This is a genomic window from Ruegeria sp. YTSA219 (genome assembly GCF_059609985.1).
The window spans coordinates 53,190-79,643 of record NZ_JBXWMT010000008.1 but is presented as its reverse complement, the minus strand read 5'-3'; the positions used below and the strand labels follow the sequence as shown (position 1 = coordinate 79,643).

Below are 26,454 nucleotides of genomic sequence, written 5' to 3'. Positions count from 1 at the left end.
GATGGGTTGCTTCACAGTTTTCGCGGTTCCCAAGTATGTCCGGGTTGCCGTAAAGACGACCGGTATTCCCGGAGATCCGCAATGGCTGACGCAACACCCACACAGAATGCCGATACGCCAAAAGGACTTGTTCTGGCGGTAACGGCCTATGTTTTGTGGGGCTTCTTGCCCATATACATGAAGGCGATGGCCCATATCGCGCCGGTTGAGATTGTGGCGCATCGTATCATCTGGTCGGTGCCTTTGGCCGGGCTGTTGCTGATCGCACTGGGGCGGACGCGGGATCTGAAGTCAGCTTTGCGCGATCCCAAGATGCTGGGCATGGCCTGTCTGACGGCTGCGTTGATATCGGTGAACTGGGCGATCTATGTCTGGGCCATAGCCAGTGGGCACGCGCTGGACGCAGCGCTGGGCTATTACATAAATCCGCTGTTCAGTATCGCGCTGGGCGCGGTGCTGCTGCGCGAACCTTTGAACCGGACGCAGCTGATTGCTGTTGGGTTGGCCGCAGCCGGGGTGGTGGTTCTTGTTGTAGAGGCCGGAAGCCTGCCTTGGGCGGCGTTGGGGCTTATGTTCAGCTGGGGGTTCTACGCCTTCTTCAAACGCTCACTCCCCATCGGGCCAAATCAGGGGTTCTTGCTGGAAGTGCTGATCCTGCTGATCCCCGCATTGGTTTATGTGACTTGGCTGGGGATCAACGGGACGGGGCATTTCGGGCTGGTCGCAACCGACACCATGCTGCTGGCCGGGGCAGGGGTGGTTACCGCGGTGCCGTTGCTGATCTATGCCAATGGTGCCAAACTGGTGCGCCTGTCGACGATGGGCATCCTGCAATACATCGCGCCGACCATGATTTTTGTGACTGCCATCGCGGTTTTTGGAGAGCAGATTGACCGTGGCCGCATGATTGCGTTTCCGCTGATCTGGGCCGCACTTGTGGTCTACTCGATCCCGATGATCCGGCAGATACGCGCTCAGGTCTGACGCAGCAATTCGGCGGCCTTCTGCGCCCAGATCGCATAGGCTTTGGGGCTGGGATGATAGCCATCCGAGGCGGCCAGCGCCGGGTCGTCGGGTAAATCAATGGACAGATGGCGGATTTGCGGGAAGCCGGTCGCAATCTGTTGCAGGCCTTGGTCCAGGCGGGCAGCCTGACGCCCCAGCACCCAGGCAAGCGGTTGCGGCAAGGCGGGAAACCGACTCATCTGGGGAACGGCCGTTACAATGACACGCCGGGCTCCAAGCTGGTCGGTGATCAGTTGCATCAGACGGGATTGGTGTTCGACAAACCGCTTTTTAGTGACGCCACGGGTGACGTCATTGACGCCAAGCGCCGTAATGGCGGCATCAAATTGATCTGTCAGACCGTCAAGGCGTTTCAGTGTATCCAGCGTTGTATGCCCTGTCATAGCCTCGAGCCGCCATTCGACACTGTGGCTTTTTGCTAGCTGTGCGACCAACTGCCCGGACAAAGCCTGCGCCTGGGTGCCAGCGCCAACACCTGCTGCCGAGCTGTCGCCTGCGATTAGCAACCGCAAACGCGGGCCGCGCCCTTCACGGCCTTCGCGCGGCCCGGTCGGTTCGGGCAGGAACCGCGCCTTTCGTCGAACTGAAATCCCCTGTGCCGCCAATAGTGGCAACAGCGGTAATCTCAGAAACTGATCAGCTCCGATCCGGGAAGGCTTGGTCAACCCAAAGCGTCCTTGAAATTGGTAAAGCGAGGGTCTTTTGCCACGCGTGCCATCATCTCGGTGCGCAGGGCTGCAATAGTTTTAAGTGGGCGCATGACCACTTCGAACTTTTCGATCAAGCCTTCATCATTCAGCCGGATCAAGTCCACACCAACCGCATCCAGATCACCAACCTTGCACTGAAATTCCAGCGCCCAGTCTTTGCCGTCACCCATGATCCGACGATAGCTGAAGTCCGAGAATACCTGCCCCACATGCCCTAGCAGAGCCGCCACGGGTTCGCGCCCGGCCCAGGTGCTGTAGTAGGTCGGCGGCAGAAAACGCACGTCTTCGGCCAGAAACTCGTGAATCAGACTGTCATCGCCTTTTGTGATGACATCTTTGAGTTGTTCGATTGTTGGGTGCATTGTTTCTCCTCCGAGTTGTCGCATGATTTGCTGAACTATTCAGTTCAGGCAAGCACGACGTTGCGGGAGGTTGTCGCTTGCGATAGGCAGACCCGCATGAGCGAGACCTACGATCCCCCGAAAACACCGCTGGATGTGCTGCACGAAGATGCGCATCTGATTGTGGTGAACAAGCCCTCGGGGCTTTTGTCCGTACCGGGTCGCGGAGAGCATCTGGCCGATTGTCTGTTGACCCGTGTGCAGGCGGCGTTCCCGCAAGCCCTGCTTGTACACAGGTTGGACCGCGACACTTCGGGCGTGATGGTTTTTGCCCAAACCCCTCATGCTCAGCGCAATCTGAGCATGCAGTTCGAACAGCGTCAAACTCGCAAGACCTATATCGCCCGGGTCTGGGGTCTGGTCGAGGCAAAGACCGGAGCCGTTGATCTGCCGTTGATTGTGGATTGGCCCAACAGGCCGCTGCAAATGGTGTGTCATGAGACCGGCAAACCTGCGGTGACGGATTGGCGCGTGGTCAAATACGAAGGCAACACCACCCGCATACGCCTGTTCCCGAAAACCGGGCGCTCGCACCAGCTGCGGGTTCACATGCTGGCGCTAGGGCATCCGATTTTGGGTGATCCGTTCTATGCAAAAGGTGAGGCACGGGCCTTTCCGCGCCTCATGCTGCATTCCGAGGAATTGCGCCTGAAAAGCCCCGATAGCGGGACGTCGATGAAGTTTCGCGCCAAGGCCGGGTTCTAGGCTCAGGCGGGATTGGTCCAAAGCAGCTTGAGATTGCCCAACGAAAACCGTCTGGTGCGTTTCTTTGGGGCGCAGGGCTGTCGGCTGGCCATGATCTCGCGTTCGATTTCAAAGGCGCGCAGGGTATGGTCCTGGGACCAGCGTCCCAGTTGCAGTGTCATCATTACGTGATTGTCGAGGCTGGGCATCAGTAATCTCCTGTGAATTGTTGAACCAGCATCCCGCATCACTCCTGACAGCGCGTTGTCAGGGGGGTGTGCTAAGGTGTCAGCAGAGAAACCGGAGTTTGCCATGCGCCGTTCGTCCCGCCTGTTTGAAATCATCCAGATTCTGCGTGCCGCCGACGCCCCGGTTACCGCTGAGATGCTGGCGCAAAAGCTCGAAGTCTCGGTGCGCACGGTGTATCGCGACATCGCGGCACTGCAGGCCCAACGCACACCGATCGAGGGCGAAGCCGGCGTCGGGTATCTGATGCGGCGGGGCTATGACTTGCCACCACTGAACTTCGACGCTGAAGAGGTCGAGGCGCTTTGGGTCGGTCTGTCAATGCTGGCACGGACCGGCGACAGTACCCTGCAAGAGGCCGCCAAACGCATTTGCCGGAAAATAGAAGGCCTGCGCGCAAGTCCCGACTGGTTGCAGGTCGCGCCTTGGGGGGCTCCGGTTGATGATCCGGCCAAGGGCTGTATCCCGGTCGTGAATTACCGCGAAGCCATCCGGGACGAGCGCAAGCTTCGCCTCACATATGTCAGCTCGCAAGACGTTCGCTCCGAACGGGTCGTCCGTCCGGTTGCCCTGATCTATCATATCGAGTGCACGATGCTGGTTGCGTGGTGCGAATTGCGCAACGGTTTTCGCCATTTTCGGACCGATCGCGTCTGGGCCTGCGAAATGGTTGACGATCATTTCTGCGGCCAAGGGCAGCCGCTGCGGGAGATCTGGCAGGAGCAGAACCAATGGGGTTCCCCTGCCGAGGCCCATTGAACGGCGGGTATTCGCCGATATCACCTGATTGTTGCTTGAGCCTGCGGGGGGGCAGGGCGATATACTGTGCCAAATAATGGGACCCGGCAAACGGGCCTCTGAGCAGAAGGTGATATCATGACGATTTCCAAGCTTGTTGTTTCTGCTGGGCTTTGCTCGGCCTTGTTCTTGGCGGGCTGCACCGACCCCGGAACGCTGAACTTGCCCTCGGACCCCAATCAAAATACCAAACAGGGTGCGCTTTTGGGTGGGTTGGTTGGTGCCGGTGTCGGGGCCATTGCGAACGACTCGGATCCGCTTTTGGGTGCGCTGGCTGGTGGTGCAATCGGTGCGGCAGGTGGCGGCCTTATCGGCAATCAACTGGACCGTCAGGCGGCTGAGTTGCGCCAGCAGCTGGCAAATGACGGCATCACAATCGTCAACGCGGGCGACCGCCTGATTGTTACCGTCCCCAACGACATCACCTTTGACACCGACAGCTCGACCGTACGGCCTGCATTGCGTTCTGATTTGGTCCGGGTGGGTCAGAATTTGGTGAGATATCCCAACTCGGCCGTTCAGGTCATTGGCCATACGGATAGTGATGGCGAAGCCTCTTATAATCAGGCCCTATCTGAGCGTCGGGCTAGGTCCGTGGCGGATGTTCTGCAAGCCAATGGTGTGAACGGGGCCCGTATCAGCACCATCGGTTTGGGTGAGAACCGACCTGCGGCCTCGAATCTCACACCCGAAGGGAAGGCGCGGAATCGTCGGGTTGATATCGAAATCATCCCCAACGGCAACACCTGATGTGACCGGGCACCGTCAAGGTGCCCGTTTTTGCACATTGACTGCGCGTCAAGTGGGCTTTGGCTGGCGGTGATCAGGAGCTACCTTCTGGAAAACGCCTGAACGGAGACCTTTATGTCCGAACCGATCCTTCTGAGCCTGTCAGGTTCGCTGCGCCAAAATGCCACCAACCGAAAACTGCTTCGCGAGGCGGCGCGGCTGTTTGAGCCGGGCACCCATATCGAGGCTGACCTGAACTTGCCGCTCTATGACGGCGATCTTGAAGAAGGCGAGGGCATCCCCAAGGGCGTTCAGGTTTTGGCCGGTCAGATCGCCCGTGCGGATGCGGTGATCATTTCGACGCCGGAATATAACAAAGCGCCGTCCGGCGTGTTGAAGAATGCGCTGGATTGGGTAAGTCGCACCAAGGATAAGCCCTGGGCGAACAAGCCGGTTGCGGTGATGTCTGCCGCTGCGGGTCGTGCCGGCGGGGAACGTGCACAGATGATACTGCGCAGCTATATGGTTCCGTTCCAGACGCGCATCTTGCAAGGGCCGGAAATTCATCTGGCCGACAGTTCGAACGAATTCGACGCGCAGGGCAAGCTGGTTAACGAACGCTATGAAAACGCCCTTCGGACCTTGATGAGGAACTTGCGGTCAGAGGCCGGTTTCTGAAACTGCCGGTTTGCTTGCCCGTATGGGGCAGGCCGCCTAATCTTGCGCTATGTCGATGGAAATTCAGACAGATGTGATGGACGCAGCCCGTGCTGGCGCGTTGCAGATGGCGCTTAGGAAACAGGCAACTGTGAGGGGCGGCACTGCGTTGCCGCCGTTCTTTCATCACCTGTACTTCTGGACTCCGCAGCCACCCGGCCAACTTGGGCGCGACGGACATCCCAAAGTCGGGGGCCTGATCCCCGATATGGGCTTACCCCGCAGAATGTGGGCAGGCGGACGCTTGGAGTTTTTCGCGCCTCTGATAGCAGGTCAGTTAGCCGAACGGCGATCGCTATGTGAAAGTTCGAGTTCGAAATCGGGACGCACCGGCCCCTTGGGCTTTGTCACGTTGCGCCACGAGGTTTGGCAGAGCGGTGCGCTGCGCCTGACCGAATGGCAGGATCTGGTTTACCGCCAAGACCCCTCGGCAGATACGGCCACCCCTCCGGCACCACTGGCCAGGCAGGATGAAACCGAACATCGCGAGCTGTCCTTCGACAGCACAATGCTGTTTCGCTACTCGGCCCTGACATTTAACGGACACCGCATTCACTATGACATCGACTATGCCCGTGATGTCGAAGGATATGCCGGGCTGGTCGTGCATGGCCCGCTTTTGGCGCAGCACCTGATGTTGTTTGCGGAAGATGTGATGGGCCCATTGGCGCAGTTTTCTTTCCGCGCAACCTCGGCATTGATGCATTTCGAAACTGCGAGCCTGTGCCGGAGGGGCAATACCCTGTGGGTGCGTGCGGCAGACGGGCGCCAATGTATGATTGCCGAAGCCTCAGCCTAAATGTTTCTGCATGGTAATCGAGGTCGCCCGGGTGAACCCGGGATGCGCCGTTTCCGCCGTTTTGACAAAGCCCATCCGGGCAAAGGAGGCATGGTTTTCGACCAATTCGACCCGTGCCTTCAGTTCCAGCGTCGCAAAACCTATTTCAACCGCCCGCGCGGATGCCAGATCGACCAGACGCTGTGCCAGCCCCTGACCACGTCGGGTTTCGTCCACAGCCAGTTTGCTCAGATACAGACAGTCCTGTTTGGGTGTCAAAAAGACGACCGCATCCGGGCGATTGCCTATGATCCAAACCTCGTGGTCGCGGGCCTGTTGCCTAAGCGTTTCCTCGGTCAGGCGATGCATTGACGAGGGCGGGTCTATACGCCCCTCCATGAATGCAAAGCTGTGGCGGATCAGGCGTAACACCTGTGGCAATATCGGATCGTCCGGTTGCAGGCGAACTGGGGTGTCGTCGAGGGAGGTCACAAAGAAGCCTCGGGTTGAAAATCTGCGGGGATTTCATCGCGTCCTTCAAGCACCAGTTCGGCCATGACTTCTGCCACTTTGGGCGCCATACCAAAGCCGATCTTGAACCCTCCATTCGCGATGAATTCTCCGGCGTGCAGCGGATGCGCACCCAACATCGGCGCACGGCTTTTGCTGCGGGGTCGGATCCCGGCCCAGCGTTCGATCACTTCGGCACCGTGCAGGACCGGAACCGCCCGTGTGGCCCGGTCCAGGACATCATCCAGCGCCGCATCGGTGCTGGTCGGATTGTCATAATCCCGTTCCGAGGTTGATCCGATGGCCAATGTACCATCTGCATGCGGGACAATGTGAACGGCATCTGCAAACAGCTGGGAGACGTCCCCGGCATCGAACCGCAGCAAAGCCGCCTGTCCCTTGACGCCATTGCCGACCGTTTTGCCAAAGGCGTCGTTCAGTTCTAGCAAGCCAGAAAGCCCGGTGGCGTGAATGATATGCCCTTGATTGGCCGCATCGGTTTTGACCTCAACCCCCATCACCGCCAGCGCCGAAACCAGTGCAGAACATGCCCGCCTTGGGTGCATCCGGGCGCTAAGCGTGTCGTGGATCACAAAGCCGGTAGGGCTGGGAGGACACCACGACCCGACCTCATCCATTGCAACAACGCGCCATTCGGCCCGCCCCTGCCATAGCTCTGCGGCGGTGACCGTACGTGCATGGGCCAGATCCAGCGTGCGGCTATCTGCGATGGGCTGCAGCCTACCCAACCGGGCATATCCGGCTGAGACGCCTCCGGTCGCCTCAACCTGTTTCCAGAAGGGTTCGGCCATGATCAGGCTTTCGAATTGAAAAGCTTTCTTGGCATTCCAGTTCTCGGGCACATGCGGGGCCAAAGCCCCGACAAGGCCGCCGCTGGACCCGGCACCGGGGCCAAAAGGATCTATGACCTGAACTTTTGCGCCGCGTCTAGCGCAGGCCCAGGCGATCGAAAGGCCAAAAATGCCCGCGCCTCGCACCGTCACATCGACCATTGCCATTCCCCTTTTCCTTGTTCAGTGTCGCGCCGCTTAGCTACAGGATTCCCCGATGGCAGACCAGCGCGCCGAACTGACCTGGAAAGACGGGCAGATACCTGTCTCAGACCGTTTCGACGACCCCTATTTCTCGTTGCAGAACGGGCTGGAGGAGACGCGGCATGTGTTTTTGGCGGGCAATGACCTGCCCGCGCGGTTTGCGCCGGGGTTTCATATTGCCGAGCTTGGTTTTGGCACCGGCCTGAACTTGCTGACTGTCTGGTCCGAATGGGAAAAGGCTGGCCAAACGACCCCGCTGACATTCACCAGTTTCGAAGCCTATCCAATGGCGCCAGACGACATGACGCGTGCTCTGGCCGCCTTTCCTGAGTTGTCCCCTTGGGCCGACCGGTTCCTGTCCCAATGGCAGGGCGGTACCTGCGATCTGGGCACCCTGCAGCTTGAGGTTATCGAGGGCGACGCGCGGTCCACCCTGTCCGCATGGTCGGGGCAGGCCGATGCCTGGTTTCTGGACGGGTTCTCTCCGGCCAAGAACCCCGAACTTTGGGACGCAGAGCTGATGCAGCAGGTATCCGATCACACGGCGCTCAATGGCTCTGCGGCTACCTATACCGCCGCCGGGTTCGTCCGGCGCGGGCTCGAGGACGTAGGGTTCACCGTCACCCGCGCACCGGGCTATGGGCGCAAGCGCCACATGACTCGGGCGGTCAAGCCATGACCCAACAGAACAACACCCGCGCCGGTATCGCGCTGATGATCGCGGCTACCGTGGTGTTTGCGCTGCAGGACGGTATCTCGCGCCATCTGGCCGGGACTTATAACACCTATATGGTCGTGATGATCCGCTATTGGTTCTTCGCTGCGTTTGTCGTCGCTCAGGCGCTGCGCGCACCCGGCGGTATCGCGGCCACGGCCCGCACCAACCAGCTTGGGCTGCAGATCCTGCGCGGGGTGCTTCTGGCCGGAGAGATCTGCGTCGCGGTTTATGCCTTTACCATCCTGGGCCTGATTGAAAGCCAGGCCGTTTTCATCTGCTATCCGCTGCTGGTGGCGGCGCTCAGCGGACCCGTTCTGGGCGAGAAGGTCGGCTGGCGTCGGTGGTCAGCCATCGGCGTGGGATGTATTGGTGTTCTGATCATTTTGCAGCCCGGGGTGGGAGTGTTCAATCCGTGGGCGGTGATCCCGTTGATCTCGGCCCTGATGTTTGCCGTCTATGGCCTGCTGACCCGCTATGCGGCGCGGCGCGACACTACCGCCACCAGTTTTTTCTGGACCGGCATCGCCGGGGCGGTTGCCATGACGGCCGTGGGCGTGTGGTTTTGGGAGCCTATGCAGGGCGGTGACTGGCTTTGGATGGGCCTGCTCTGCCTGACCGGAGTTCTGGGACATTGGTTGTTGATTAAGTGCTACGAAATGGCCGAGGCCAGCGCCGTGCAGCCCTTTGCCTATTTTCACCTGATGTGGAGCGCCATTCTGGGAATCTCGGTCTTTGGTGAAAGCTTGCGACCCGCGGTTGTTGCAGGGGCCACATTGGTTATTGCCGCCGGACTGTTCACCTTATGGCGCGAACGACGCCAGAGTTGACCCGATCAGTTCTTCGGAAAATGGCACCGGCAACGCCTGCTGCCCCAACCGTGCGCGATACACAGGCAGGCTTTCGGCGACGCGCATGACATAGTTGCGGGTCTCGCTAAAGGGTATGAATTCGATCCAGTCGACGATATCGGCCTCACCCCGGCGCGGGTCGCCATTGCGTTTCATCCACGAGATCGGCCTGCCCGGCCCGGCATTATACCCCGCAGCCATCATCACCACATTGCCGTTGAATTCTGCTGCCAGCTCGGACAGGTAATTCGCCCCCAATTTGGCGTTATATCGCCAGTCCGAAGTCAGTTTTCCGGTTTGGTGGCTGCTTAGAATGCCCATGTTCCGGGCCACAACTTTTGCCGTCGCGGGCATCACCTGCATAAGCCCGCGCGCGCCCGCGCCGCTGATGACAACCGGGTCAAACTCGCTTTCGCGCCGGGCGATTGCTAGCGTCATTTCTTTGGCCATGGGCAGGCCCAGATCTGCCACGGGATGAACCGGGTAATACGCGGCGGGCAGGACAACGCCGGTGGTCGCGGCGCGCTTGGCGATCATCACCGCCAGATGTGGTTCGTTCAGTTCGATGACCAGATCGCCCAGTTGGCTTGCCTGAACGGGGTCGAGCCCCTCAACCAGATGGGTCAGGAACCGCTCGGATAGGTTTGCCTCACCTGCGCGCAACAGCAATAGCCCCGCTTCCAGAACGCTGGAATCGGCAAATTCCGCTTGTTTCCAGTGCGGTGCCCTTCGCGGGTTTGCCAGATCGCTGTCGAAAGGGCGCCCTATCCGTTCGGCGGCAAGAAGCCCGTAGAACGAGGTCTGGTGATCAGCACCCATGGCATAGGCCTCATAAGCCTTTTCCGCATCCCCCTGCGCGGCATAGGCCCGACCCAGCCAATACCCGCCGCGTCCCTTGGAAATCGGTGACTGCACCGCGCCCGAGAAGTTCTGGAAATGCCGCACAGCCGTTGCCGGATCATTCAACCGACGCAGGGCAAGGAATCCGGAAAGCCATTCGAGATCGGCATAGGCATAGCCCATGTCCGGCGTCATATGGTGACTAGAGGCAATCTTGTATGCGCGGCTCATATCACCGTTGCGCATCTCAAGCCGGGCCAACCGGCGACGGCCCTCGGCCCATTTGTCTGGCTCGCCCAGAGCATCCGGGCTGGATGACCGCGCCAGCATCAGATCAATCGCACTGTCATCCAGTTCCTTTTTGTCTCGCCAGACAAAGCGGTCAAAGGCAAGCCCCGCCGATCCGGCCACGGAATCGGGAACCGCCCCTACTTTGGCATCAACACCCGGCGCACGTTTTTGCAATGCAATCCGCGCCTCGGCCAGCTTGCGCTGATCGTCATTCACCAATGGCAGCATTTGTCCTGCGCTGATCAGATGACCGTCCCACAGCATCCGGTCTAGCCGCGCCGCGTGGTGGGGTTTCAGCAATGTTTCAAAGTTCTCGATATAGTCTTTCTGCAGGCCCGATCCCATCGGCATCGTACGCCAGGCGGTAACGATATCCGCCTGCGCATCACCCTGCCGCCCTTTAGCCTTCAGCGCTACGGCGAAATTCAGCGCCCCTTCCGCCGTTTGCGGGGCAGTGCCGGCGTAGAATTTCAACACCCGGTCCGGGTCCGCCCCGGTAAAGGCGGGTTCGCTTTCGCGCCGTAACCATGCCAGCCCCGGCCAATCCGGCCTGCGGTTCAGAAATACCAGCACATCGCCCGAGCTTCCGAACCCCTCGCGCAGCCAATGCCATACGATGATGTCACGTGACACAGATCCGCGCGGGCCTGCCTCTTGCAGCGCTGCGTTCCAATCGCCCTTTCGCATTTCATACATGCCAGCGCGCAGATCGCCCACCGAGTCGGCTTGGGCCGGCCCGAAGGATGCCAGAATCACCGCTGTCAAAAGCGCCAGAACGCGTGTCATGCCTTGCATTTCCCAACCAACCAAGGATAGAGCCATTTAGGATAAACCTTGCGCCGGCGGGATCAACACACATTGCTAGGAATGTGATTGCCCAAGGCGCAAAAATTGCTAACCGCACAGCAAGGAGCGTGTCATGTTCAAAGGCTCGATGCCAGCCCTCGTTACCCCGTTTTCGAATGGCGAGTTGGATCTGGGCACGCTCAAACGTTTGGTGGAATGGCAAATTCAGGAAGGCTCGACCGGTTTGGTGCCGGTGGGGACCACCGGTGAAAGCCCAACCCTAAGCCATGAAGAACACGAAACGGTGGTGGCAGAAGTTGTCAATGCCGCAGCCGGTCGTGTCCCGGTGATCGCTGGTGCGGGCTCGAACAACACTGTCGAGGCGATCCGATTCGTTCAATTTGCGCAGCAAGTCGGCGCGAATGCCGCTCTGGTGGTGACCCCGTATTACAACAAGCCGACCCAGAAGGGCCTAATTCAGCATTTCCGCACACTACATGATTGTTCTGATATTCCGATCATCATCTACAACATTCCAGGCCGTTCCGTCATCGACATGACGCCCCAGACGATGGGTGAGCTGGCCGAGTTGCCGAGGATCGTTGGGGTTAAAGACGCAACCGGAGATTTGGGGCGTGTCAGCCAACAGCGCGCCTCTTGCGGGCCTGAGTTTTGCCAACTGTCGGGCGAAGACGCCACGGCGCTGGGTTTCAATGCGCATGGTGGTGTGGGCTGTATCTCGGTCACGGCGAATGTTGCGCCCAAGCTATGTGCCGAATTCCAGCAGGCCACCCTGCAGGGGGATTATGCCAAAGCGCTGACTTATCAGGACCGCCTGATGCCTCTGCATGAGGCGATCTTTATCGAACCCGGTCTGGTCGGGGCCAAATACGCCCTCAGCAAGCTGGGCTTGTGCAGCGAAGAAGTTCGCTCGCCGCTGACCACGTTGGACGACAGCACCAAATCAGCCATTGACGCAGCCATGAACCACGCAGGTCTGCTGTAACCCTTCTTTACCGTTTGCCGTAATACAGACCCACGACATGCTCGGCCTGCGCAAAGAACAGCCAACGCGAAACTGCAACGCCGGCCACATGCGACAGCGCAGCCAGAAGAGCGAAGAAGTGGTTGAACGGCAGGATCAGCAGGATGACCGGCAATAGGAAGGCCAGCACAAACGAGATGACCCGCAATTTGTCCACATGTTTCCTGCCAACCACGTGGACAAATTCGCGCAGAAGATAGTTTGTACCTGTATGTGGAGGCTCAAACGCACGCACTGCCCCGCGCTGCCCCAAACCCGTAGCGGTGCCAAGGTTTGTTCCTGAGTTCGCAAATGCCTTATCCCCTTGCCACCAGTAAAATGCCTGCGCAACGGCAGCGACCACCAACAGAGGGACGGCAAGGCTGACCTGACCGGCCAGAAGCGAGCCACCGGCAAGGCTGAAGCTCAGAAACATGATTGGTGTCAGTTTCATGTTCCAACGTGGGATTGTCTTGAGCTGGGTGTAGATCATTGAGGTGGTGAAAACTGTTGCCAGCGAAAACAACGCGCCAAGGACGCCCAGAACACCCCAACGCTGTCCAAAGAAGACGGCGCCCAGCGCGTAGAAGCCCAGAAGAATCAAGGCGATCACTGCGCACCAACCCTCACGGCTGAGCCAGCTTGACCGCCATTGGGTGAATGCTTTCCACGCACGTTCAGGATGGCCCAGGTGAAAGGTCGAGGCCATCAGCCCGCCCACCGACAGGCCAAAGGCCATGGCATAGAATACGAAGGCCACCCACCCGGTGACATCCGGCATCCCAAGGCCCAGAAAAAACAGCAGCCCAAAGCCCAGACCGGACAAGGTAGTGAAGATAATGACAGATGGGGCCGGATGCATCAGAGCTTCTCCAGTGTCTTGTCGAGCCAACCCAGAAAGCCCTTGGGCTCTTCGGCTACCGGGGCCAGAAGGGGCGCGAGAATGTCGACCTGGTCCTCGATCTGATCTTTAGGGCGAGGTGGCAGGTATTTGTTAACGGGCTTGGTGCCCATTTCAGGCATCAGATCCATGCCACCACGTTCGGCGACCAATTTGCTGACATCGCTATCTGCGTCGCCCAGATCACCGAAATGGCGGGCTCCGGCGGGGCAGGTCCGCACACAGGATGGCACGCGGTCCACTTCGGGTATGTTCTCGTTATAGATGCGATCCACGCAGAGGGTGCATTTCTTCATCACGCCCTCGGCCATATCCATCTCACGCGCGCCGTAAGGGCAGGACCAGGCGCAAAGCCCGCAGCCGATACAGTCGCTTTCATTGACCAATACGATACCGTCCTCGACCCGCTTATAGCTGGCCCCGGTGGGGCAGACGGTGACGCAGGGCGCGTCCTCGCAATGGAGGCAGGATTTGGGGAAGTGGATCAGCTGGGCGTGACCCTGTTCGGGTTGGACCTCGTAGGAATGTACCCGGTTTAGGAAGGTGCCGGACGGGTTGCCGCCATAAGCGTCCTGATCCGACAGGGGCGCCCCGTAGTTTTCGGTGTTCCAGCCTTTGCAGGATATCACACAGGCATGGCAGCCGACACAGGTGTCCAGGTCGATGACCAGACCCATTTTCTTGTCTGTGGATTGGGGGAGCTGGGTCATTTTCCTACCTTCCACGCCAGATCTTTTGGTCCGGTGCCGACCGGTGATTTGATCGGTTTGAATTCGGGCTGGCTTTCTGCATCCGAAGGTGGCGCCGCCTTTTCGATCCTGACCTTCAGGTCGAACCAAGCCGCCTGACCTGTAATCGGATCAGAATTGGCCCAGCGCATTCCATCGCCTTTTGACGGCAGCAGTTCGTGGATCAGGTGGTTCAGCAAAAAGCCTTTGGTGGCCTCTGGTGCGTCTTCCTGCAGGGCCCAAGCACCTTTGCGTTTGCCGATGGCATTCCAAGTCCAGACAGTATTTTCATTCAGCGCGGCCATCTCCATGACCGGAACAGTAATTTCCCCGTGCGGAGACGTCACTTTGGCCCAGTCGCCGTCCTGCATCCCGTGTTCGCGCATCAGGTTGGTTGGCACATAAAGCGGGTTGCGCCCGTGTAGCTGGCGCAGCCAGGCGTTTTGGGTGCCCCATGAGTGATACATCGCCATCGGGCGCTGAGTCAGGGCATTGATTGTGAAACCTTCATTGCCCTGCTGATCGGTTTCGTACCAGATCGGCAGCGGGTCCATGGTGTCCTTGAGGCGCTGGCGCAGATTTTCCGGCGGTTGCCGGTCCCCGTGGCCTTCGGCGGCCAGTTGGAACTTGCGCATCGGTTCTGAATAGAGCTGGAACAGATAGGGTTGCGGGCTGTCGTAGATACCCATCCCCACTGCCCAATCCTGATAGGCAGCGTTCCAGGGTTTGTAGTAATCCGCCCCTTCGGGGATATGCGCGACGTAGAAGCCGCCATTTTCGATGTAGCGATTTAGCTGGTCGGGGTTGACCTCGCCACGACCTTCTTTGTCGCCATTTTCGCCTCGAAACCCGGCCAGCGGGCCAATACCGGGTTTTCGCTGATGGTTAACGATATAGTCAGCGTAGTCTTTCCACTTCGGCGTACCGTCTTCGTTGGTAAAGCCTGGCAAGCTCATGCGGTTGGCCAGTTCCACCAGCACCGACTGAAAGCCTCGCACGTCGCGGTCGGGCTCGATCACCGGCCAGCGGATTGCGTCGGCGGCGGCGTCTGCCTCGCAGATCGGGCGGTCGAGCAGCGAGATACAGTCGTGCCGTTCAAGATAGGTGGTGTCGGGCAGGATCAAGTCGGCATAGGCCACCATTTCCGAGGAATAGGCATCGGAATAGATGATGTTTGGGATGACGTATTTGCCGTCTTCGGTCTTGGCGGTCAGCATCTCCATCACACCTTTAGTGTTCATGGAGGAGTTCCACGACATATTCGCCATATACATGAACAGCGTGTCGATCTTGTAGGGATCACCGGCGGCGGCGTTTGAGATTACCATATGCATCAGCCCATGGGCTGACATCGGGTTTTCCCATGTGAATGCTTTGTCGATCCGTTGGGGAGTGCCGCAGTCGTCCAGCAACAGGTCTTCGGGCCCGCGGGGGAAGCCTAGATGGGGGCCTTCCAGGGGTCTGCCGGGGCGGCGGTCGCCATGCGGGGTAGGGTGCGCCTCGACTGGTTTGGGATAGGGCGGTTTGAAGCGGAAACCGCCCGGAACTTCGACCGTGCCGAGGATGATCTGCAGCACGTGCAGCGCGCGGCAGGTCTGGAACCCGTTGGCATGGGCCGAGATGCCACGCATGGCGTGGAAGCTGACCGGGCGACCGATCATCTTAGCATGGGATTCGCCGCGGAAATCGGTCCATTCCTGATCCAACTCGATCGCCTCGTCAAAGGCGACGCGGGCGATTTCCGCCGCGATGGCGCGAATGCGACTGGCCGGGATGCCACAGCGGTCAGCCACGGCCTCAGGGGCGTGCTCGTCGCTTAGGTATTTCTCGGCCATCAGGTGGAAAACCGGGCGATGGGTGACGCCGTCCTTTTCGTAAGTAGCCGACAAGTCCGGGCGCACGCCCGGCTTGTCGAACGCAGTGAGTTCGCCTGTGGCCCGGTCGATCACCAGCGGTTTGCCGTCACTATCGCGCAAGAACAGACCCTTCTCGGGGCCTTCGGATGCGTTCACCAGAACAGGCGCGTTGGTATAACGGCTGAGGTAATCCAGGTCGATCTTGCCCGCCTTCATCAACACATGGATCAGCGATAGGATGAATAACCCATCGGTGCCGGGGGTGATCCCGACCCAGTCATCGGCCACAGCGTTATAGCCTGATCGGATCGGGTTCACACCGATCACCCGTGCGCCGCGTGCCTTGATCTTGCCGATCCCCATCTTGATCGGGTTGCTGTCGTGGTCTTCGGCCACGCCGAACAGCATGAACAGTTTGGTGTGGTCCCAGTCGGGCTGGCCAAACTCCCAAAACGCACCGCCCATCGTATAGATGCCCCCTGCTGCCATGTTGACGGAACAGAACCCGCCATGGGCGGCATAGTTTGGGGTTCCAAAATTCTGTGCCCAGAAGCTGGTGAAGCTTTGGCTTTGGTCGCGTCCGGTAAAGAAGGCCAGCTTGTGCGGTGCGGTTTCGTGCAACTCGTTCATCCAGCCGACGGCGGTGCTGATTGCCTCGTCCCATTCGATCTCGCGGAACTCGCCCGATCCGCGCGGGCCGACACGGCGCAGCGGTTTACGTAAGCGCGACGGCGCGTTGACCTGCATAATGCCCGCGGACCCTTTGGCGCACAGAACGCCTTTGTTCACTGGGTGGTCTCGGTTGCCCTCGATATAGGCGACCTTGCCGTCTTTCATGTGAACGTTGATGCCACAGCGGCAGGCGCACATGTAACAGGTGGTCTGCCGGATCTCGTCCGAGACTTTGGGCGAGGTGTCAATCACTGGCTGGTTCATAGGCGCCCCTGTAGTTTGCAGACCGGTATTCCCCCGAGTATTGCCGGGAACCGGAATAAAATTTGTTTTTCACGGACTTGTCGAGACTTATATTCCGTTTTCGCCATGTTGTGCTTGAACAGCAGTCACGGCGATCATGTGAAGGATGTCCTCTGCCGTACAGCCGCGCGATAGATCATTTGCCGGCTTGGCCAGGCCTTGTAGGACTGGCCCGATTGCCTCAACCCCTCCGATGCGCTGTGCGATCTTATAGCCCAGATTGCCCGCATTCAGGCTGGGGAAGATAAAGACATTTGCTTCGCCCTTCAGTGGCGAATCCGTCGCCTTTTGCGCCGCAACCTCGGGGACAAAGGCGGCATCGAACTGCAGCTCTCCGTCGATCAGAAGGTTCGGATCTTTTTCACGTGCGATCCGGGTTGCCTCGACGACCTTGGATACTTTTGGGTGTTCGGCGCTTCCCGAGGTGGAAAAAGACAGCATCGCCACACGCGCCGTGTTTCCAGTCAAAGCTGAATAGGATGCGGCTGATGCGCGGGCAATTTCCGCCATTTCTTCGGCGTTTGGATCCACCACCAGGCCACAATCGGCAAAGATGCGCGCGCCTTTGACCTCGTGATGATCCTGACAGAACAGCATGAGAAAAAAGCTGGATACCATTGTTGTACCCGGCGCTGTTCCGATGATCTGCAACGCCGCGCGAACTGTGTCAGAGGTGGTTTCAACCGCTCCGCCCACGGTGCCGTCAGCGATACCCTGATGCACCAGCATGGCGGCAAAGGTCAGCCTGTTGGTGATCTGTTGCACTGCCTCTTCAAGGGTCATGCCCTTGTGCTTGCGGCGATTAAACAGCGCTTCAGCCAGTTCCGGGGTGATTGAGGAATGCGCCGGGTCAAGAATGTCTATCCGAGTGGGATCAAATCCTTCATGCGCATCCAGAAGGGCCGAAATTTTGGCCCCGTCGCCGATCAAGATGATCCGTGCAACGTCCTCTTTTACGGCCCTGACCGCACCTTCCACGACGCGGGGATCATCGCCCTCTGACAGGGCGATGATCTTGTCCGACGCGCTGGCCGTCCCGAGAATGGCGCGCAGCGGTTTCACGCGGATTATACCCCCGCCTGCGGTTCCATGTCGTCATTGCTGATGCCTGCCACCGCGACCGGTTTCTTCATTGCGTCCCGACGGAAGGGCTCGCCCAGTTCCTGGTTGATCATGGCTTCGATCAGCGTGGTGATCCCATTCTTCTGATCCTCAATGGCCTGATTCAGGGCTGCAGTCAGCTCGTCCTGTGTGCGGGCCACGACACCTTTCAGGCCACAGGCCTGAGCGATACCGGCATAGGACACTTTGGTGTCCAGTTCGGTTCCGACAAAGTTGTCGTCGAACCACAGGGTCGAGTTGCGCTTTTCAGCACCCCACTGATAGTTGCGGAAAACGATCTGGGTGACTGCGGGCCATTCATCGCGGCCGATTGCGGTCAGTTCGGTTACAGCAATACCAAAGGCGCCGTCACCCGAGAACCCAACGACAGGCACATCCGGGCAACCGATCTTGGCACCCATGACAGATGGCAATCCGTATCCACAGGGGCCGAACAGCCCGGGGGCAAGATATTTGCGGCCCGCTTCAAAGGATGGGTAGGCGTTGCCGATGGCACAGTTATTGCCGATGTCGGACGAGATGATCGCCTCTTTCGGCAGGGCTGCCTGAATGGCGCGCCACGCCATGCGCGGGCTCATCCAGTCGGGCTTGGCTGCACGGGCGCGTTCGTTCCAGGTGGTACCCGGATCGTCCTGCTCGTGGTCCATCGAAGTCAGTTCCTGCGCCCAGCGTGACTTGGTTTCCGCAATCTTCGCTTTGCGTGCATCGCGTCCTTCGTCACCTGCGGTGTCCGACAGCTGTGCCAGGATATTGGTTGCAACGGTGGCTGCGTCGCCAACAATACCGACAGATACCTTCTTGGTCAGGCCAATGCGGTCGGGGTTAATGTCAACCTGAATGATCTTTGCATTCGCCGGCCAGTATTCCATACCATAGCCAGGAAGAGTCGAGAACGGGTTCAGGCGAGTGCCGAGACACAGAACCACGTCTGCTTCTTTTATCAGCTCCATACCGGCTTTCGAGCCATTGTAACCCAACGGGCCAGCAAACAGCGGGTGCGAGCCCGGGAAGGCGTCATTGTGCTGGTAGCCAACACAAACCGGGGCGTCCAGACGCTCGGCCAGTGCTTTCGAGGCTTCGATGCCGCCAGCGGACAGAACCGTGCCCGCGCCGTTCAGGATGACAGGGTTCTTGGCATCCGACAGCAGCGCGGCGGCTTCGGTAACGGCTGATGCGCCGCCAGAAGGCAGTTCAAATTCAACTACGGCAGGCAGTTCGATATCGACAACCTGAGTGAAGAAATCACGTGGAACATTGATCTGTGCCGGTGCCGAGGCGCGCTTGGCTTTGGTGATAACGCGGCTCAGAACTTCGGCCATCCGCGAAGGGTCGCGTACTTCTTCCTGGTAGCAGACGCAGTCCGCGAACATGCGCATTTGTTCCATCTCCTGGAAACCGCCCTGACCCATGGTCTTGTTTGCGGCCTGAGGGGTCACCAGCAGCAGCGGGGTGTGGTTCCAGTAGGCGGTTTTGACGGCAGTAACAAAGTTGGTGATCCCGGGTCCGTTCTGCGCGATCATCATCGACATTTTGCCGGTGGCGCGTGTGTACCCGTCAGCCATCATCCCGCCCGAGCCTTCGTGTGCGCAATCCCAGAACGTAATGCCAGCTTTTCCAAAAATATCCGAGATCGGCATCATCGCCGAACCGATGATCCCAAACGCATGCTCGATCCCGTGCATCTGCAGAACTTTAACAAAGGCCTCTTCGGTGGTCATTTTCATCTGATTTGTCTCCGCGGATTTGTGGATGAAGCCGGACGATCAGCCCAGCCTTTGGGTACGGTTGTGGCCCAAGGGACGGAATGGCGTTAGGTCCAAAACGAAATGCGGATTAGGTCCAGACGCGGGCTACTGCGTTTGGATGACATCCGCGATCAGCTTCACGCCCGGAGCGATGCGGTCGGGCGCGATGGATGAGTATCCGAGCCGGTAGAAGTTCTGTGGCCTATCTGGCCCTGCGAAAAACGGTGCACCAGGCTCGATGTGAACGCTTTGGTTTTGCAGGCTGCGCGCCAGCTGGGACATGTCGACATGTTCGGGGGCGGACATCCACATCGAAGATCCGCCCATCACACCGCGCCCGGCCACCGACAGCCCGTATTCGTCGATAGCCTTGTCCATTGCATCCCGCCGCTTGGACAGCTCTTTGGACATGCGCCTGATCTGAGCATCGTAATGTCCCAGAGACAGAAAATACGCTGCAGTGCGCTGAATGTGGCCCGGCGGGTGGCGCAGCACCAAAGAGCGCAGCGCGCGCGCCTCGCGGATAAACGGCTCGGATCCAACCATGTAACCAAGGCGCAATCCAGGGAACAGCGATTTTGAGAAGCTGCCCACATAGATGACACGTCCATCCCGGTCCATGGACTTCAGCGCGGGTGAGGGCGCCCCCAGAAACGCCATTTCGAATTCATAGTCATCCTCGACCACCATTGCGTCCAGATCCCGGGCACGATCCAAAAGTTGGCGGCGACGGGTGATCGGCATGGTTGCGGTTGTCGGGCTCTGATGGCTGGGCGTGGTGAAGATGACATCCGTTTCATCGGGCAGCGCCTCGGGTGGCAGGCCATCCTTGTCCACGCCAATGGGTACGACCGCGCAGTCCCAATGGTTCAACAGGCTGCGCAGCGCATAGTAACAGGGGTCTTCGATGACGGCGGTGTGATTGTGAGTCAGCAGAATGCGCGACGCCAGCCAAAGTGCGTTCTGCGCCCCCAGTGTGATCAATATTTCTTCGGGGCGTGCCGAGATTCCACGGCGGGGCAGAGTGTGGCGGGCGATGAACTCGATCAGCAACGGATCGTCCTGATCGACATAGTCGCGGGTCAGCGATTCGAAATCCTTGTGCCCCAATGCCCGCACTGCGCATAGTCGCCAGTTGGCATGATCGAACAGGGTTCGGTCCGCCTGACCATAGATAAAAGGATAGGTATAGTCCCGCCAATTCCAGGGCTTGGGCAACACATCCGAATCTACAAACCGGCGGGCCAGCGCCTTGTCCCAATCCACGGTCTCAGTGCCCCGTTGGATGGGCGTGTATTTAGGCGGTACTGGCGCATTTTCCGACACATAATACCCAGATCGGCCCCGGGCCGTCAGGTAGTCATTGGCCAACAGCTCGGTATAAGCCAATGTCACGGTGATCCGGCTGACACCCAGATGCGAGGCCAGTTTACGCGACGAGGGCAGTTTTTCTCCGACATGGAAACGGCCTGACAGGATACCTTCTGCAATCATTTGCTGAATCTGGGCCTGCAAGGTGCCTTGCCCATTCAGCTCTAGAAAGAACGTATCTACTGAAATCCCCATAAGACCTTATAGAGTGGCCTTATTGATTGAGCAATCTGGACTTACGCCCTTTTCACGAATTCTGATCAGAATTTGTTGACGGCGCCTTTCCATATCTCTATATAACTAGAAATCTAGTTTATTGGAGTTGTGGATATGTGGGAAACCGCTGCAGCAGGATTTTCGGCGATGGGGTCAGAGGCGCGACTGAAAGTCCTCAAGACACTCGTTCGCGCCGGAGAGGCCGGGCTGACCGTAGGTCAGATCCAAGAGAGGACCGGCATCGCCCCGTCGACGCTGGCCCATCACCTCCGGTTTCTTGCGGCCGGTGACGTTGTCGAACAGGAAAAGATCGGGCGCACCACGATCAACCGTGCCCGGTATGACCATCTCAGAAACCTCGCGCAGTTCATTCTGTCGGAATGTTGTGCGGACGAAACTGGAAAGGCGGCAAACGATGGCTGACCTTACTCAGAGCCCTCGGGCTCCGTTCAAAACCGTCTTCGACCTGATCAAAACCCCATGGGCGGTGATTGTCGCTATTCTGATCGCGGTGGCGATACTCGACCCAGGCAATCTTACCGAGGTGATAACATTTGCCGGTAAGGCACTGGCCCATACCGGCCAATATATTCTGTTTGCTGTGCTGCTGTTGTCATACCTCAAGGCCACCGGTGCCGAAGTCATGGTGGCCCGAGCCTTTGAAGGCCGCGAGACGCGGATGATCCTTTTGGCTGCCCTGTTTGGCGGGTTGGCCCCATTCTGTTCCTGCGAGGTCATCCCGTTCATTGCTGGTTTACTGGCGCTTGGGGCGCCACTGTCTGCGGTTATGGCGTTCTGGCTCAGCTCTCCGCTGATCGACCCGCCGACGCTGTTGATTACGGCTGGCGCTTTGGGATGGCCCTTTGCTATCGGAAAAGCCTTAGCCGCAGTGGCACTTGGCCTGTTTGGCGGATTCGTCGTGCGCACCATGACGCGCAGCGGTGTGTTGACCCAACCTTTGCGGAACTACCAACCAGCTGGATGCGGCAGTTGTGGACCTAAGCAAGAGGACAAACCGGTCTGGAAATTCTGGCATGACCCTGCGCGCCGGAATAGATTTCGTAGCGAGTTTTTTCGGAACGGCCTGTTCTTGTTGAAATGGCTGGCGCTTGCCTATGTTCTCGAGGCGTTGCTGATCAATTATGTACCCGCTGATCTGATCGCACGCGCGGTCGGAGGAGACGGCGTGTTGCCCATAATCATCGCGGCACTTGTTGGGATGCCGGCCTATCTGAACTCATACGTCGCGCCGCCGCTATTGGCAGGTCTGATGGAGCAGGGGATGAGCGCCGGGGCAGCAATGTCCTTTATGATCGCGGGTGCGGTCAGCTCGATCCCGGCCATGGCTGCGGTATGGTCGCTGGTCAGGCCGAAAGTGTTTGTGACCTATCTGGGCCTGGGGATAGTCGGCGCAGTGATCGCAGGGATCATCTTTCAGATGATCTGAAGGAAAAACCGCCCGGTGTGGACACCGGGCGGTTTTGCTTTGTCAGCTTGCTTCGCAATAGCGCGGAAGTTTGAAGCGATACCTTGGTTCACCGCTTTCCACATAGACCCGCTTTTCGACACAGGCGCTTTGGCCGACGGTCTGGGAAATCGGGGCCTCGGTCGAAGTGATCGACGTCGCGGACCCGTCGGGTAAACGTACCGAGGCAATCACCCCGTTCTTGAGGTCGCCGTTGATAGCGGTGGCGGACAGAACCGGGACGGTCATGAAGGCTTCGTGTTCATGCGTGCCGTCGTCGTTCAGCAACAGCAGGGCTGCGGCAACCGCGATAACGCCTACGACACCGAACACGAGCAGGCCCCAGGTTCTTAGGAAGGCATAGATTGTCACGGCGCGGTGTGGGCCAAAAATGGCAGACAGTATGTTCAGCATCAGAGTCTCGTCAAAAAAGCCCCGGCCAGTTTGACCGGGGCTGTCTGCGTATCAGAAACGCGGATCGCTTTCGTCTTCATCCTCGGCCTCGCCTTTGGGCAAGTTGAAGAAACTGTCGGCGTCGATGATCGGCTCTTCTTTCTCCTCGGGGGAGTCATCAGACAACGAGAAGGTCTCGAGACCCTCGATCGCCGTTGGAATTTTGGGCGCTGCGTCCATTTCCAGTGACTGTTCGGTCGAAACCAGCTTGCGGCGCTCATCATCGCTCATGACGCCACCTTCAGCGGCTTTCTTGGCGGCGGCTTTCTGCACGATTGCGTCCAGCTCGGACTGTTTACACAAGCCCAGAGCGACGGGGTCAATCGGTTGCATGTTCGAGATGTTCCAGTGCGTCCGCTCGCGGATCGATTGGATGGTCGGCTTGGTGGTGCCGACCAGCTTGGCAATCTGACCGTCGCTGAGTTCGGGGTGGAACTTGACCAGCCACAGGATCGAGTTCGGACGGTCCTGACGCTTGGACAGCGGGGTATAGCGCGGGCCACGACGTTTTTCCTCGCCACTGGCGGCGGGGTTGAACTTGAGCTTCAGCTTGTGCAGCGGGTTGCCCTGCGCCACGTCAATCTCTTCCTGCGTAAGCTGGTTGTTGGCGATCGGGTCGAACCCTTTGACGCCAGCGGCCACGTCGCCATCGGCGATGCCCTGCACTTCCAACTCGTGCATTCCTACGAAATCCGCGATCTGCTTGAAGCTGATCGTTGTGTTGTCTACTAGCCATACGGCTGTTGCCTTGGCCATAAGCGGTTTTGCCATCAGCCCGTCTCCTATGCATACATCTTTCCCGTCGCCGGAATTCGGCGGCCCCGTGATCTTGGGGCAGGTTTCCGTTGTCGGGGAACTTGGGCTGTATATAGTCGCGGCAGGGCAAGAAGGGAAGAGGCGAATGCGCTGGCTGGTTCTATGGGTTTTCAGTGCAATGACGGTGCTTGCCGAGGGTGAAAAACCGGGGGCGTTCGACTACTATGTCCTGGCACTTAGCTGGTCGCCGAACTGGTGCGCGCGCGAAGGCGACGCGCGTGGGTCCGATCAATGCGATGTGCGGCATGATCACGGCTGGATTCTACACGGGCTTTGGCCGCAATTCCATCAGGGCTGGCCATCTTATTGCCGAACGGCTGAGGCCCCGCCGACGCGGACCATGACCCGTGAAATGGAAGATATTCAGGGCAGTTCCGGCCTTGCCTGGCATCAGTGGAAGAAGCACGGCACCTGCTCGGGCCTAAGCGCTTCGGACTATTACACCTTGTCGCGGCAGGCCTATGGGTCGGTCGAGCGTCCAAAGGTGTTCCGCCAGTTGGACGCATCTGTGAAACTGCCCGCATCTGTCGTGGAAGAAGCGTTTCTAAAGGTCAATCCGGGGCTGGAGCGCGACATGATCACCGTCACCTGCAAACAAGGCTATATCGAAGAGGTGCGCCTGTGCCTGTCCCGCGATCTTGAACCGGTGCCTTGTGGCCGGGATGTGATCAAGGACTGCGCGGCCAAAGACGCGCTTTTTGATCCGATTCGTTAGAGGGTCCGGATGGCAGTCGCGGTACCAAAGCTGCACGTCTTGAAAACAGGGTCACGTCCAGCGTGTCATAACCGCTGAGCACCGCCGAAGGGCCCAGATGCACAGTCCGGGTCAGGTACATGTTGTCGAGCGTGGGGACCATTTTGAGGTTCCTGACGTTGAGATCACCCTAGTCGTTACGTTCCTGCAAATTGCGGCGGTTGAAGGTCCAAATTCATGAAAATGTTGCTGACTATTTTTCTGAGCTTAGTTGCCTACGCGACTACGGCAAAGCTGTTGTTTGGAAGCTCACTCCAGCCAATTGCCCTGATAACGCTCTGGAACGACAGGCTTGGCGCACCGTTTTGGCCGATATTGCTGTAGTTCGGTACCGCGACGAGCTATTTGGTTGCCGCCTTCTTAGCAAAGAAGGGCTTGAAGGAACTTCTCTCGGTTCCGATTTTTTTGGCCTTGTCGATGAGTTTTTCTACGGTGTTTGTTGCAACATATGCTGAGTTGTTGCGCGCAATAGCCACCAGAAGCTTTAATGCAGATGTGGAAATTCAGAACTCATTCTACCAATCACTTAAACATGCGCTCTAAGAGGGGCAGTTCTTTTTGCACGGCGCGGCTCTTAAAGATTGCGTTCCATTTGCGTGGAGCTATAGGCGAGTGTCGTATTTTCAATTGCCTAACAACGTTGCAGTGAATGTCCTTCCATCGGAATGGTTGGTAAGCTGCAATATCATCGGAGATTGAGTTTCGAACTCCTTTTGAAGCGCGTCATGGGCTACACTACAACTCCTTCCGCGCCCTAAGCGCCGCTGTGATCGTCCCGTCATCCAAATAGTCCAGCTCGCCGCCAATCGGCACACCCTGCGCCAGCGAGGTCAGGCGCACCTGCCCGTCCAGTTGATCGGCTATATAGTGCGCGGTGGTCTGGCCATCGACAGTGGCGTTCAGCGCCAGAATGACTTCGGTGATCCCCTCGGCTGTGACCCGATCCTTGAGGCGGGGGATGCGCAGCTCGTCCGGGCCTATCCCGTCCAGAGCCGACAAGGTGCCACCCAGAACATGATAGCGGCCTTTGAAAACTGCGGCGCGTTCCATCGCCCAAAGGTCGGCGACGTCTTCGACGACGCACAGCTCTCCGGTCGCGCGGACTTCGCTATCGCAGATGTCGCAGATATCCGAGGTGCCTACATTGCCGCAATTCAGGCACTCACGGGCAGTGATGGCAACCTGTTGCATCGCGTCCGCAAGCGGTGTCAGCAGAAGGGCGCGTTTGCGGATCAGATGCAGCACTGCGCGACGGGCCGAACGTGGGCCGAGGCCCGGCAGTTTGGCCATCAGGTCGATCAGATTGTCGATATCGCTGTTCGAACTCACCGCGCTTGCTCCTGCATAAGGGCCGGGCAGTTGGGCCCGGCCGGTATTTCGTCAGGAGTGCCTATCAGAACGGCAGCTTGATGTCTGCGGGCAGGCCCATGCCTTCGGTCAGCTTAGCCATCTCAGCCTGCGACCGTTCAGCGGCCTTGGCCTGAGCATCTTTGATGGCGGCCAGGATCAGGTCTTCGACCACTTCCTTGTCGTCGCCGTTAAAGATTGACGGGTCGATATCGAGACCTTTCAGCTCTCCCTTGGCCGTGGCTGTTGCCTTGACCAGCCCTGCACCGGATTCGCCGACAACCATGATGGTATTCAGCTCTTCCTGCATATCCGTCATCTTGGTCTGTAGATCCTGTGCGGATTTCATCATCTTGGCCATGTCACCCAGGCCGCCGAGTCCTTTGAGCATCGGTATTCTCCTAATATCCGGTTTGACGCCTAAATACGGGCGCGGTCGGCGCGGCACAAGGGCCGAGCTGGCTCCTGCCCGTCGTCAAGGCCTTTGGCCAGACCTTTCCTCCCGTTGGGCGCGGGAGGTTTCCAGTTGGGTAAGATGGGACGG

At 58.7% G+C, this 26,454-nt stretch carries 29 protein-coding genes; 13 read left to right on the top strand and 16 right to left on the bottom strand.

Annotation, left to right across the window (positions count from 1 at the left end; translation table 11 throughout):
* Positions 1 to 81 precede the first annotated feature (81 nt).
* On the top strand, positions 82 to 984 hold the full coding sequence (rarD, locus tag AC2FFB_RS12725) for an EamA family transporter RarD (protein ID WP_496874988.1): 903 nt from the start codon (positions 82 to 84) through the stop codon (positions 982 to 984).
* Here the strand turns inward: rarD and AC2FFB_RS12720 are convergent.
* Both AC2FFB_RS12720 and AC2FFB_RS12715 read right to left on the bottom strand, forming a co-directional pair.
* Complete coding sequence (locus AC2FFB_RS12720) at positions 975 to 1,691, bottom strand: SGNH/GDSL hydrolase family protein (RefSeq protein WP_496874987.1); 717 nt, start codon at positions 1,689 to 1,691, stop codon at positions 975 to 977. The two genes, rarD and AC2FFB_RS12720, sit on opposite strands and share 10 nt — an antisense overlap.
* Positions 1,688 to 2,098, bottom strand: coding sequence for a nuclear transport factor 2 family protein (locus tag AC2FFB_RS12715; protein WP_496874986.1), 411 nt, complete (start codon positions 2,096 to 2,098; stop codon positions 1,688 to 1,690). Before AC2FFB_RS12715 ends, AC2FFB_RS12720 begins: the two co-directional genes overlap by 4 nt.
* A gap of 60 nt (positions 2,099 to 2,158) precedes the next feature.
* Here AC2FFB_RS12715 and AC2FFB_RS12710 point away from each other — a divergent pair, with 60 nt between their 5' ends.
* Positions 2,159 to 2,842, top strand: a complete 684-nt coding sequence (locus tag AC2FFB_RS12710; RefSeq protein WP_496708162.1) for an RluA family pseudouridine synthase — start codon at positions 2,159 to 2,161, stop codon at positions 2,840 to 2,842.
* A gap of 2 nt (positions 2,843 to 2,844) precedes the next feature.
* Here AC2FFB_RS12710 and AC2FFB_RS12705 read toward each other — a convergent pair whose 3' ends face one another.
* Complete coding sequence (locus AC2FFB_RS12705; protein WP_142637040.1) at positions 2,845 to 3,030, bottom strand: hypothetical protein; 186 nt, start codon at positions 3,028 to 3,030, stop codon at positions 2,845 to 2,847.
* A gap of 103 nt (positions 3,031 to 3,133) precedes the next feature.
* Between AC2FFB_RS12705 and AC2FFB_RS12700 the strand changes: the two genes are divergently transcribed.
* The 4 genes from AC2FFB_RS12700 (at position 3,134) to AC2FFB_RS12685 (ending at position 6,110) form a co-directional block, all read left to right on the top strand.
* Entirely contained in the window at positions 3,134 to 3,826 is a 693-nt protein-coding gene (locus AC2FFB_RS12700) for a helix-turn-helix transcriptional regulator (protein ID WP_271949714.1), read from the top strand.
* A 117-nt stretch (positions 3,827 to 3,943) separates the two neighbouring features.
* Positions 3,944 to 4,615, top strand: a complete 672-nt coding sequence (locus AC2FFB_RS12695; RefSeq protein WP_142637036.1) for a YiaD family glycine zipper/OmpA-like lipoprotein — start codon at positions 3,944 to 3,946, stop codon at positions 4,613 to 4,615.
* A gap of 114 nt (positions 4,616 to 4,729) precedes the next feature.
* Positions 4,730 to 5,272, top strand: coding sequence for an NADPH-dependent FMN reductase (locus AC2FFB_RS12690; protein WP_142637034.1), 543 nt, complete (start codon positions 4,730 to 4,732; stop codon positions 5,270 to 5,272).
* A gap of 49 nt (positions 5,273 to 5,321) precedes the next feature.
* A complete protein-coding gene (locus AC2FFB_RS12685; protein WP_496874985.1) occupies positions 5,322 to 6,110 on the top strand; it encodes an HTD2 family dehydratase in 789 nt (262 codons plus the stop codon).
* On the opposite strand, the gene AC2FFB_RS12680 is transcribed toward AC2FFB_RS12685, so the two are convergent.
* Both AC2FFB_RS12680 and AC2FFB_RS12675 read right to left on the bottom strand, forming a co-directional pair.
* Positions 6,102 to 6,581 carry a GNAT family N-acetyltransferase gene (locus tag AC2FFB_RS12680; protein ID WP_271949719.1) on the bottom strand — a complete coding sequence of 160 codons (480 nt, stop codon included), beginning with the start codon at positions 6,579 to 6,581 and terminating at the stop codon, positions 6,102 to 6,104. The genes AC2FFB_RS12685 and AC2FFB_RS12680 overlap by 9 nt on opposite strands.
* Complete coding sequence (locus tag AC2FFB_RS12675) at positions 6,578 to 7,618, bottom strand: NAD(P)/FAD-dependent oxidoreductase (protein ID WP_496874984.1); 1,041 nt, start codon at positions 7,616 to 7,618, stop codon at positions 6,578 to 6,580. Before AC2FFB_RS12675 ends, AC2FFB_RS12680 begins: the two co-directional genes overlap by 4 nt.
* Positions 7,619 to 7,667: 49 nt before the next feature.
* Here AC2FFB_RS12675 and mnmC2 point away from each other — a divergent pair, with 49 nt between their 5' ends.
* Entirely contained in the window at positions 7,668 to 8,333 is a 666-nt protein-coding gene (gene mnmC2, locus AC2FFB_RS12670) for a tRNA (5-methylaminomethyl-2-thiouridine)(34)-methyltransferase MnmC2 (RefSeq protein ID WP_496874983.1), read from the top strand.
* Positions 8,330 to 9,199 carry a DMT family transporter gene (locus tag AC2FFB_RS12665; RefSeq protein WP_496694151.1) on the top strand — a complete coding sequence of 290 codons (870 nt, stop codon included), beginning with the start codon at positions 8,330 to 8,332 and terminating at the stop codon, positions 9,197 to 9,199. The genes mnmC2 and AC2FFB_RS12665 overlap by 4 nt, the downstream gene beginning before the upstream one ends.
* Here the strand turns inward: AC2FFB_RS12665 and AC2FFB_RS12660 are convergent.
* Positions 9,173 to 11,137, bottom strand: a complete 1,965-nt coding sequence (locus AC2FFB_RS12660) for a lytic transglycosylase domain-containing protein (protein WP_281995464.1) — start codon at positions 11,135 to 11,137, stop codon at positions 9,173 to 9,175. The two genes, AC2FFB_RS12665 and AC2FFB_RS12660, sit on opposite strands and share 27 nt — an antisense overlap.
* A gap of 133 nt (positions 11,138 to 11,270) precedes the next feature.
* Between AC2FFB_RS12660 and dapA the strand changes: the two genes are divergently transcribed.
* Positions 11,271 to 12,143 (top strand): 4-hydroxy-tetrahydrodipicolinate synthase, encoded by an 873-nt coding sequence (dapA, locus tag AC2FFB_RS12655; protein ID WP_496692491.1) that lies wholly within the window; start codon positions 11,271 to 11,273, stop codon positions 12,141 to 12,143.
* A gap of 7 nt (positions 12,144 to 12,150) precedes the next feature.
* Here dapA and AC2FFB_RS12650 read toward each other — a convergent pair whose 3' ends face one another.
* From AC2FFB_RS12650 to pdxR, 6 genes are all read right to left on the bottom strand, one after another.
* Positions 12,151 to 13,023, bottom strand: a complete 873-nt coding sequence (locus tag AC2FFB_RS12650) for a dimethyl sulfoxide reductase anchor subunit family protein (protein ID WP_496874982.1) — start codon at positions 13,021 to 13,023, stop codon at positions 12,151 to 12,153.
* Positions 13,023 to 13,772 carry a 4Fe-4S dicluster domain-containing protein gene (locus AC2FFB_RS12645; RefSeq protein ID WP_142637011.1) on the bottom strand — a complete coding sequence of 250 codons (750 nt, stop codon included), beginning with the start codon at positions 13,770 to 13,772 and terminating at the stop codon, positions 13,023 to 13,025. The genes AC2FFB_RS12650 and AC2FFB_RS12645 overlap by 1 nt, the downstream gene beginning before the upstream one ends.
* The gene (locus AC2FFB_RS12640) at positions 13,769 to 16,582 is read right to left on the bottom strand and encodes a molybdopterin oxidoreductase family protein (RefSeq protein WP_496874981.1); all 2,814 of its coding nucleotides are present in this window, start codon (positions 16,580 to 16,582) and stop codon (positions 13,769 to 13,771) included. The genes AC2FFB_RS12645 and AC2FFB_RS12640 overlap by 4 nt, the downstream gene beginning before the upstream one ends.
* An 87-nt stretch (positions 16,583 to 16,669) precedes the next feature.
* On the bottom strand, positions 16,670 to 17,683 hold the full coding sequence (gene pta / locus AC2FFB_RS12635) for a phosphate acetyltransferase (protein ID WP_496874980.1): 1,014 nt from the start codon (positions 17,681 to 17,683) through the stop codon (positions 16,670 to 16,672).
* A 5-nt stretch (positions 17,684 to 17,688) separates the two neighbouring features.
* On the bottom strand, positions 17,689 to 19,467 hold the full coding sequence (gene xsc / locus AC2FFB_RS12630) for a sulfoacetaldehyde acetyltransferase (RefSeq protein WP_142637005.1): 1,779 nt from the start codon (positions 19,465 to 19,467) through the stop codon (positions 17,689 to 17,691).
* A gap of 126 nt (positions 19,468 to 19,593) precedes the next feature.
* On the bottom strand, positions 19,594 to 21,054 hold the full coding sequence (gene pdxR / locus AC2FFB_RS12625; RefSeq protein WP_496874979.1) for a MocR-like pyridoxine biosynthesis transcription factor PdxR: 1,461 nt from the start codon (positions 21,052 to 21,054) through the stop codon (positions 19,594 to 19,596).
* A gap of 135 nt (positions 21,055 to 21,189) precedes the next feature.
* Here pdxR and AC2FFB_RS12620 point away from each other — a divergent pair, with 135 nt between their 5' ends.
* The gene (locus AC2FFB_RS12620) at positions 21,190 to 21,498 is read left to right on the top strand and encodes an ArsR/SmtB family transcription factor (protein ID WP_496728999.1); all 309 of its coding nucleotides are present in this window, start codon (positions 21,190 to 21,192) and stop codon (positions 21,496 to 21,498) included.
* Complete coding sequence (locus AC2FFB_RS12615; RefSeq protein ID WP_496874978.1) at positions 21,491 to 22,522, top strand: permease; 1,032 nt, start codon at positions 21,491 to 21,493, stop codon at positions 22,520 to 22,522. Before AC2FFB_RS12620 ends, AC2FFB_RS12615 begins: the two co-directional genes overlap by 8 nt.
* 42 nt (positions 22,523 to 22,564) lie before the next feature.
* Here AC2FFB_RS12615 and AC2FFB_RS12610 read toward each other — a convergent pair whose 3' ends face one another.
* Positions 22,565 to 22,954 (bottom strand): hypothetical protein, encoded by a 390-nt coding sequence (locus AC2FFB_RS12610; protein WP_142636997.1) that lies wholly within the window; start codon positions 22,952 to 22,954, stop codon positions 22,565 to 22,567.
* Between the two features lie 51 nt (positions 22,955 to 23,005).
* Positions 23,006 to 23,764, bottom strand: coding sequence for a DUF1013 domain-containing protein (locus AC2FFB_RS12605; RefSeq protein ID WP_142636995.1), 759 nt, complete (start codon positions 23,762 to 23,764; stop codon positions 23,006 to 23,008).
* A 130-nt stretch (positions 23,765 to 23,894) separates the two neighbouring features.
* Here AC2FFB_RS12605 and AC2FFB_RS12600 point away from each other — a divergent pair, with 130 nt between their 5' ends.
* Complete coding sequence (locus tag AC2FFB_RS12600) at positions 23,895 to 24,524, top strand: ribonuclease T2 family protein (RefSeq protein WP_496875023.1); 630 nt, start codon at positions 23,895 to 23,897, stop codon at positions 24,522 to 24,524.
* 200 nt (positions 24,525 to 24,724) lie between these two features.
* Positions 24,725 to 25,018: a hypothetical protein gene (locus AC2FFB_RS12595; RefSeq protein WP_496874977.1), complete on the top strand. Its 294-nt coding sequence runs from the start codon at positions 24,725 to 24,727 to the stop codon at positions 25,016 to 25,018.
* A gap of 280 nt (positions 25,019 to 25,298) precedes the next feature.
* Here the strand turns inward: AC2FFB_RS12595 and recR are convergent, their stop codons facing one another.
* Positions 25,299 to 25,892 carry a recombination mediator RecR gene (gene recR / locus AC2FFB_RS12590; RefSeq protein ID WP_496874976.1) on the bottom strand — a complete coding sequence of 198 codons (594 nt, stop codon included), beginning with the start codon at positions 25,890 to 25,892 and terminating at the stop codon, positions 25,299 to 25,301.
* 64 nt (positions 25,893 to 25,956) lie between these two features.
* Positions 25,957 to 26,301 carry a YbaB/EbfC family nucleoid-associated protein gene (locus AC2FFB_RS12585; protein ID WP_496692484.1) on the bottom strand — a complete coding sequence of 115 codons (345 nt, stop codon included), beginning with the start codon at positions 26,299 to 26,301 and terminating at the stop codon, positions 25,957 to 25,959.
* Between the last annotated feature and the right edge of the window lie 153 nt (positions 26,302 to 26,454).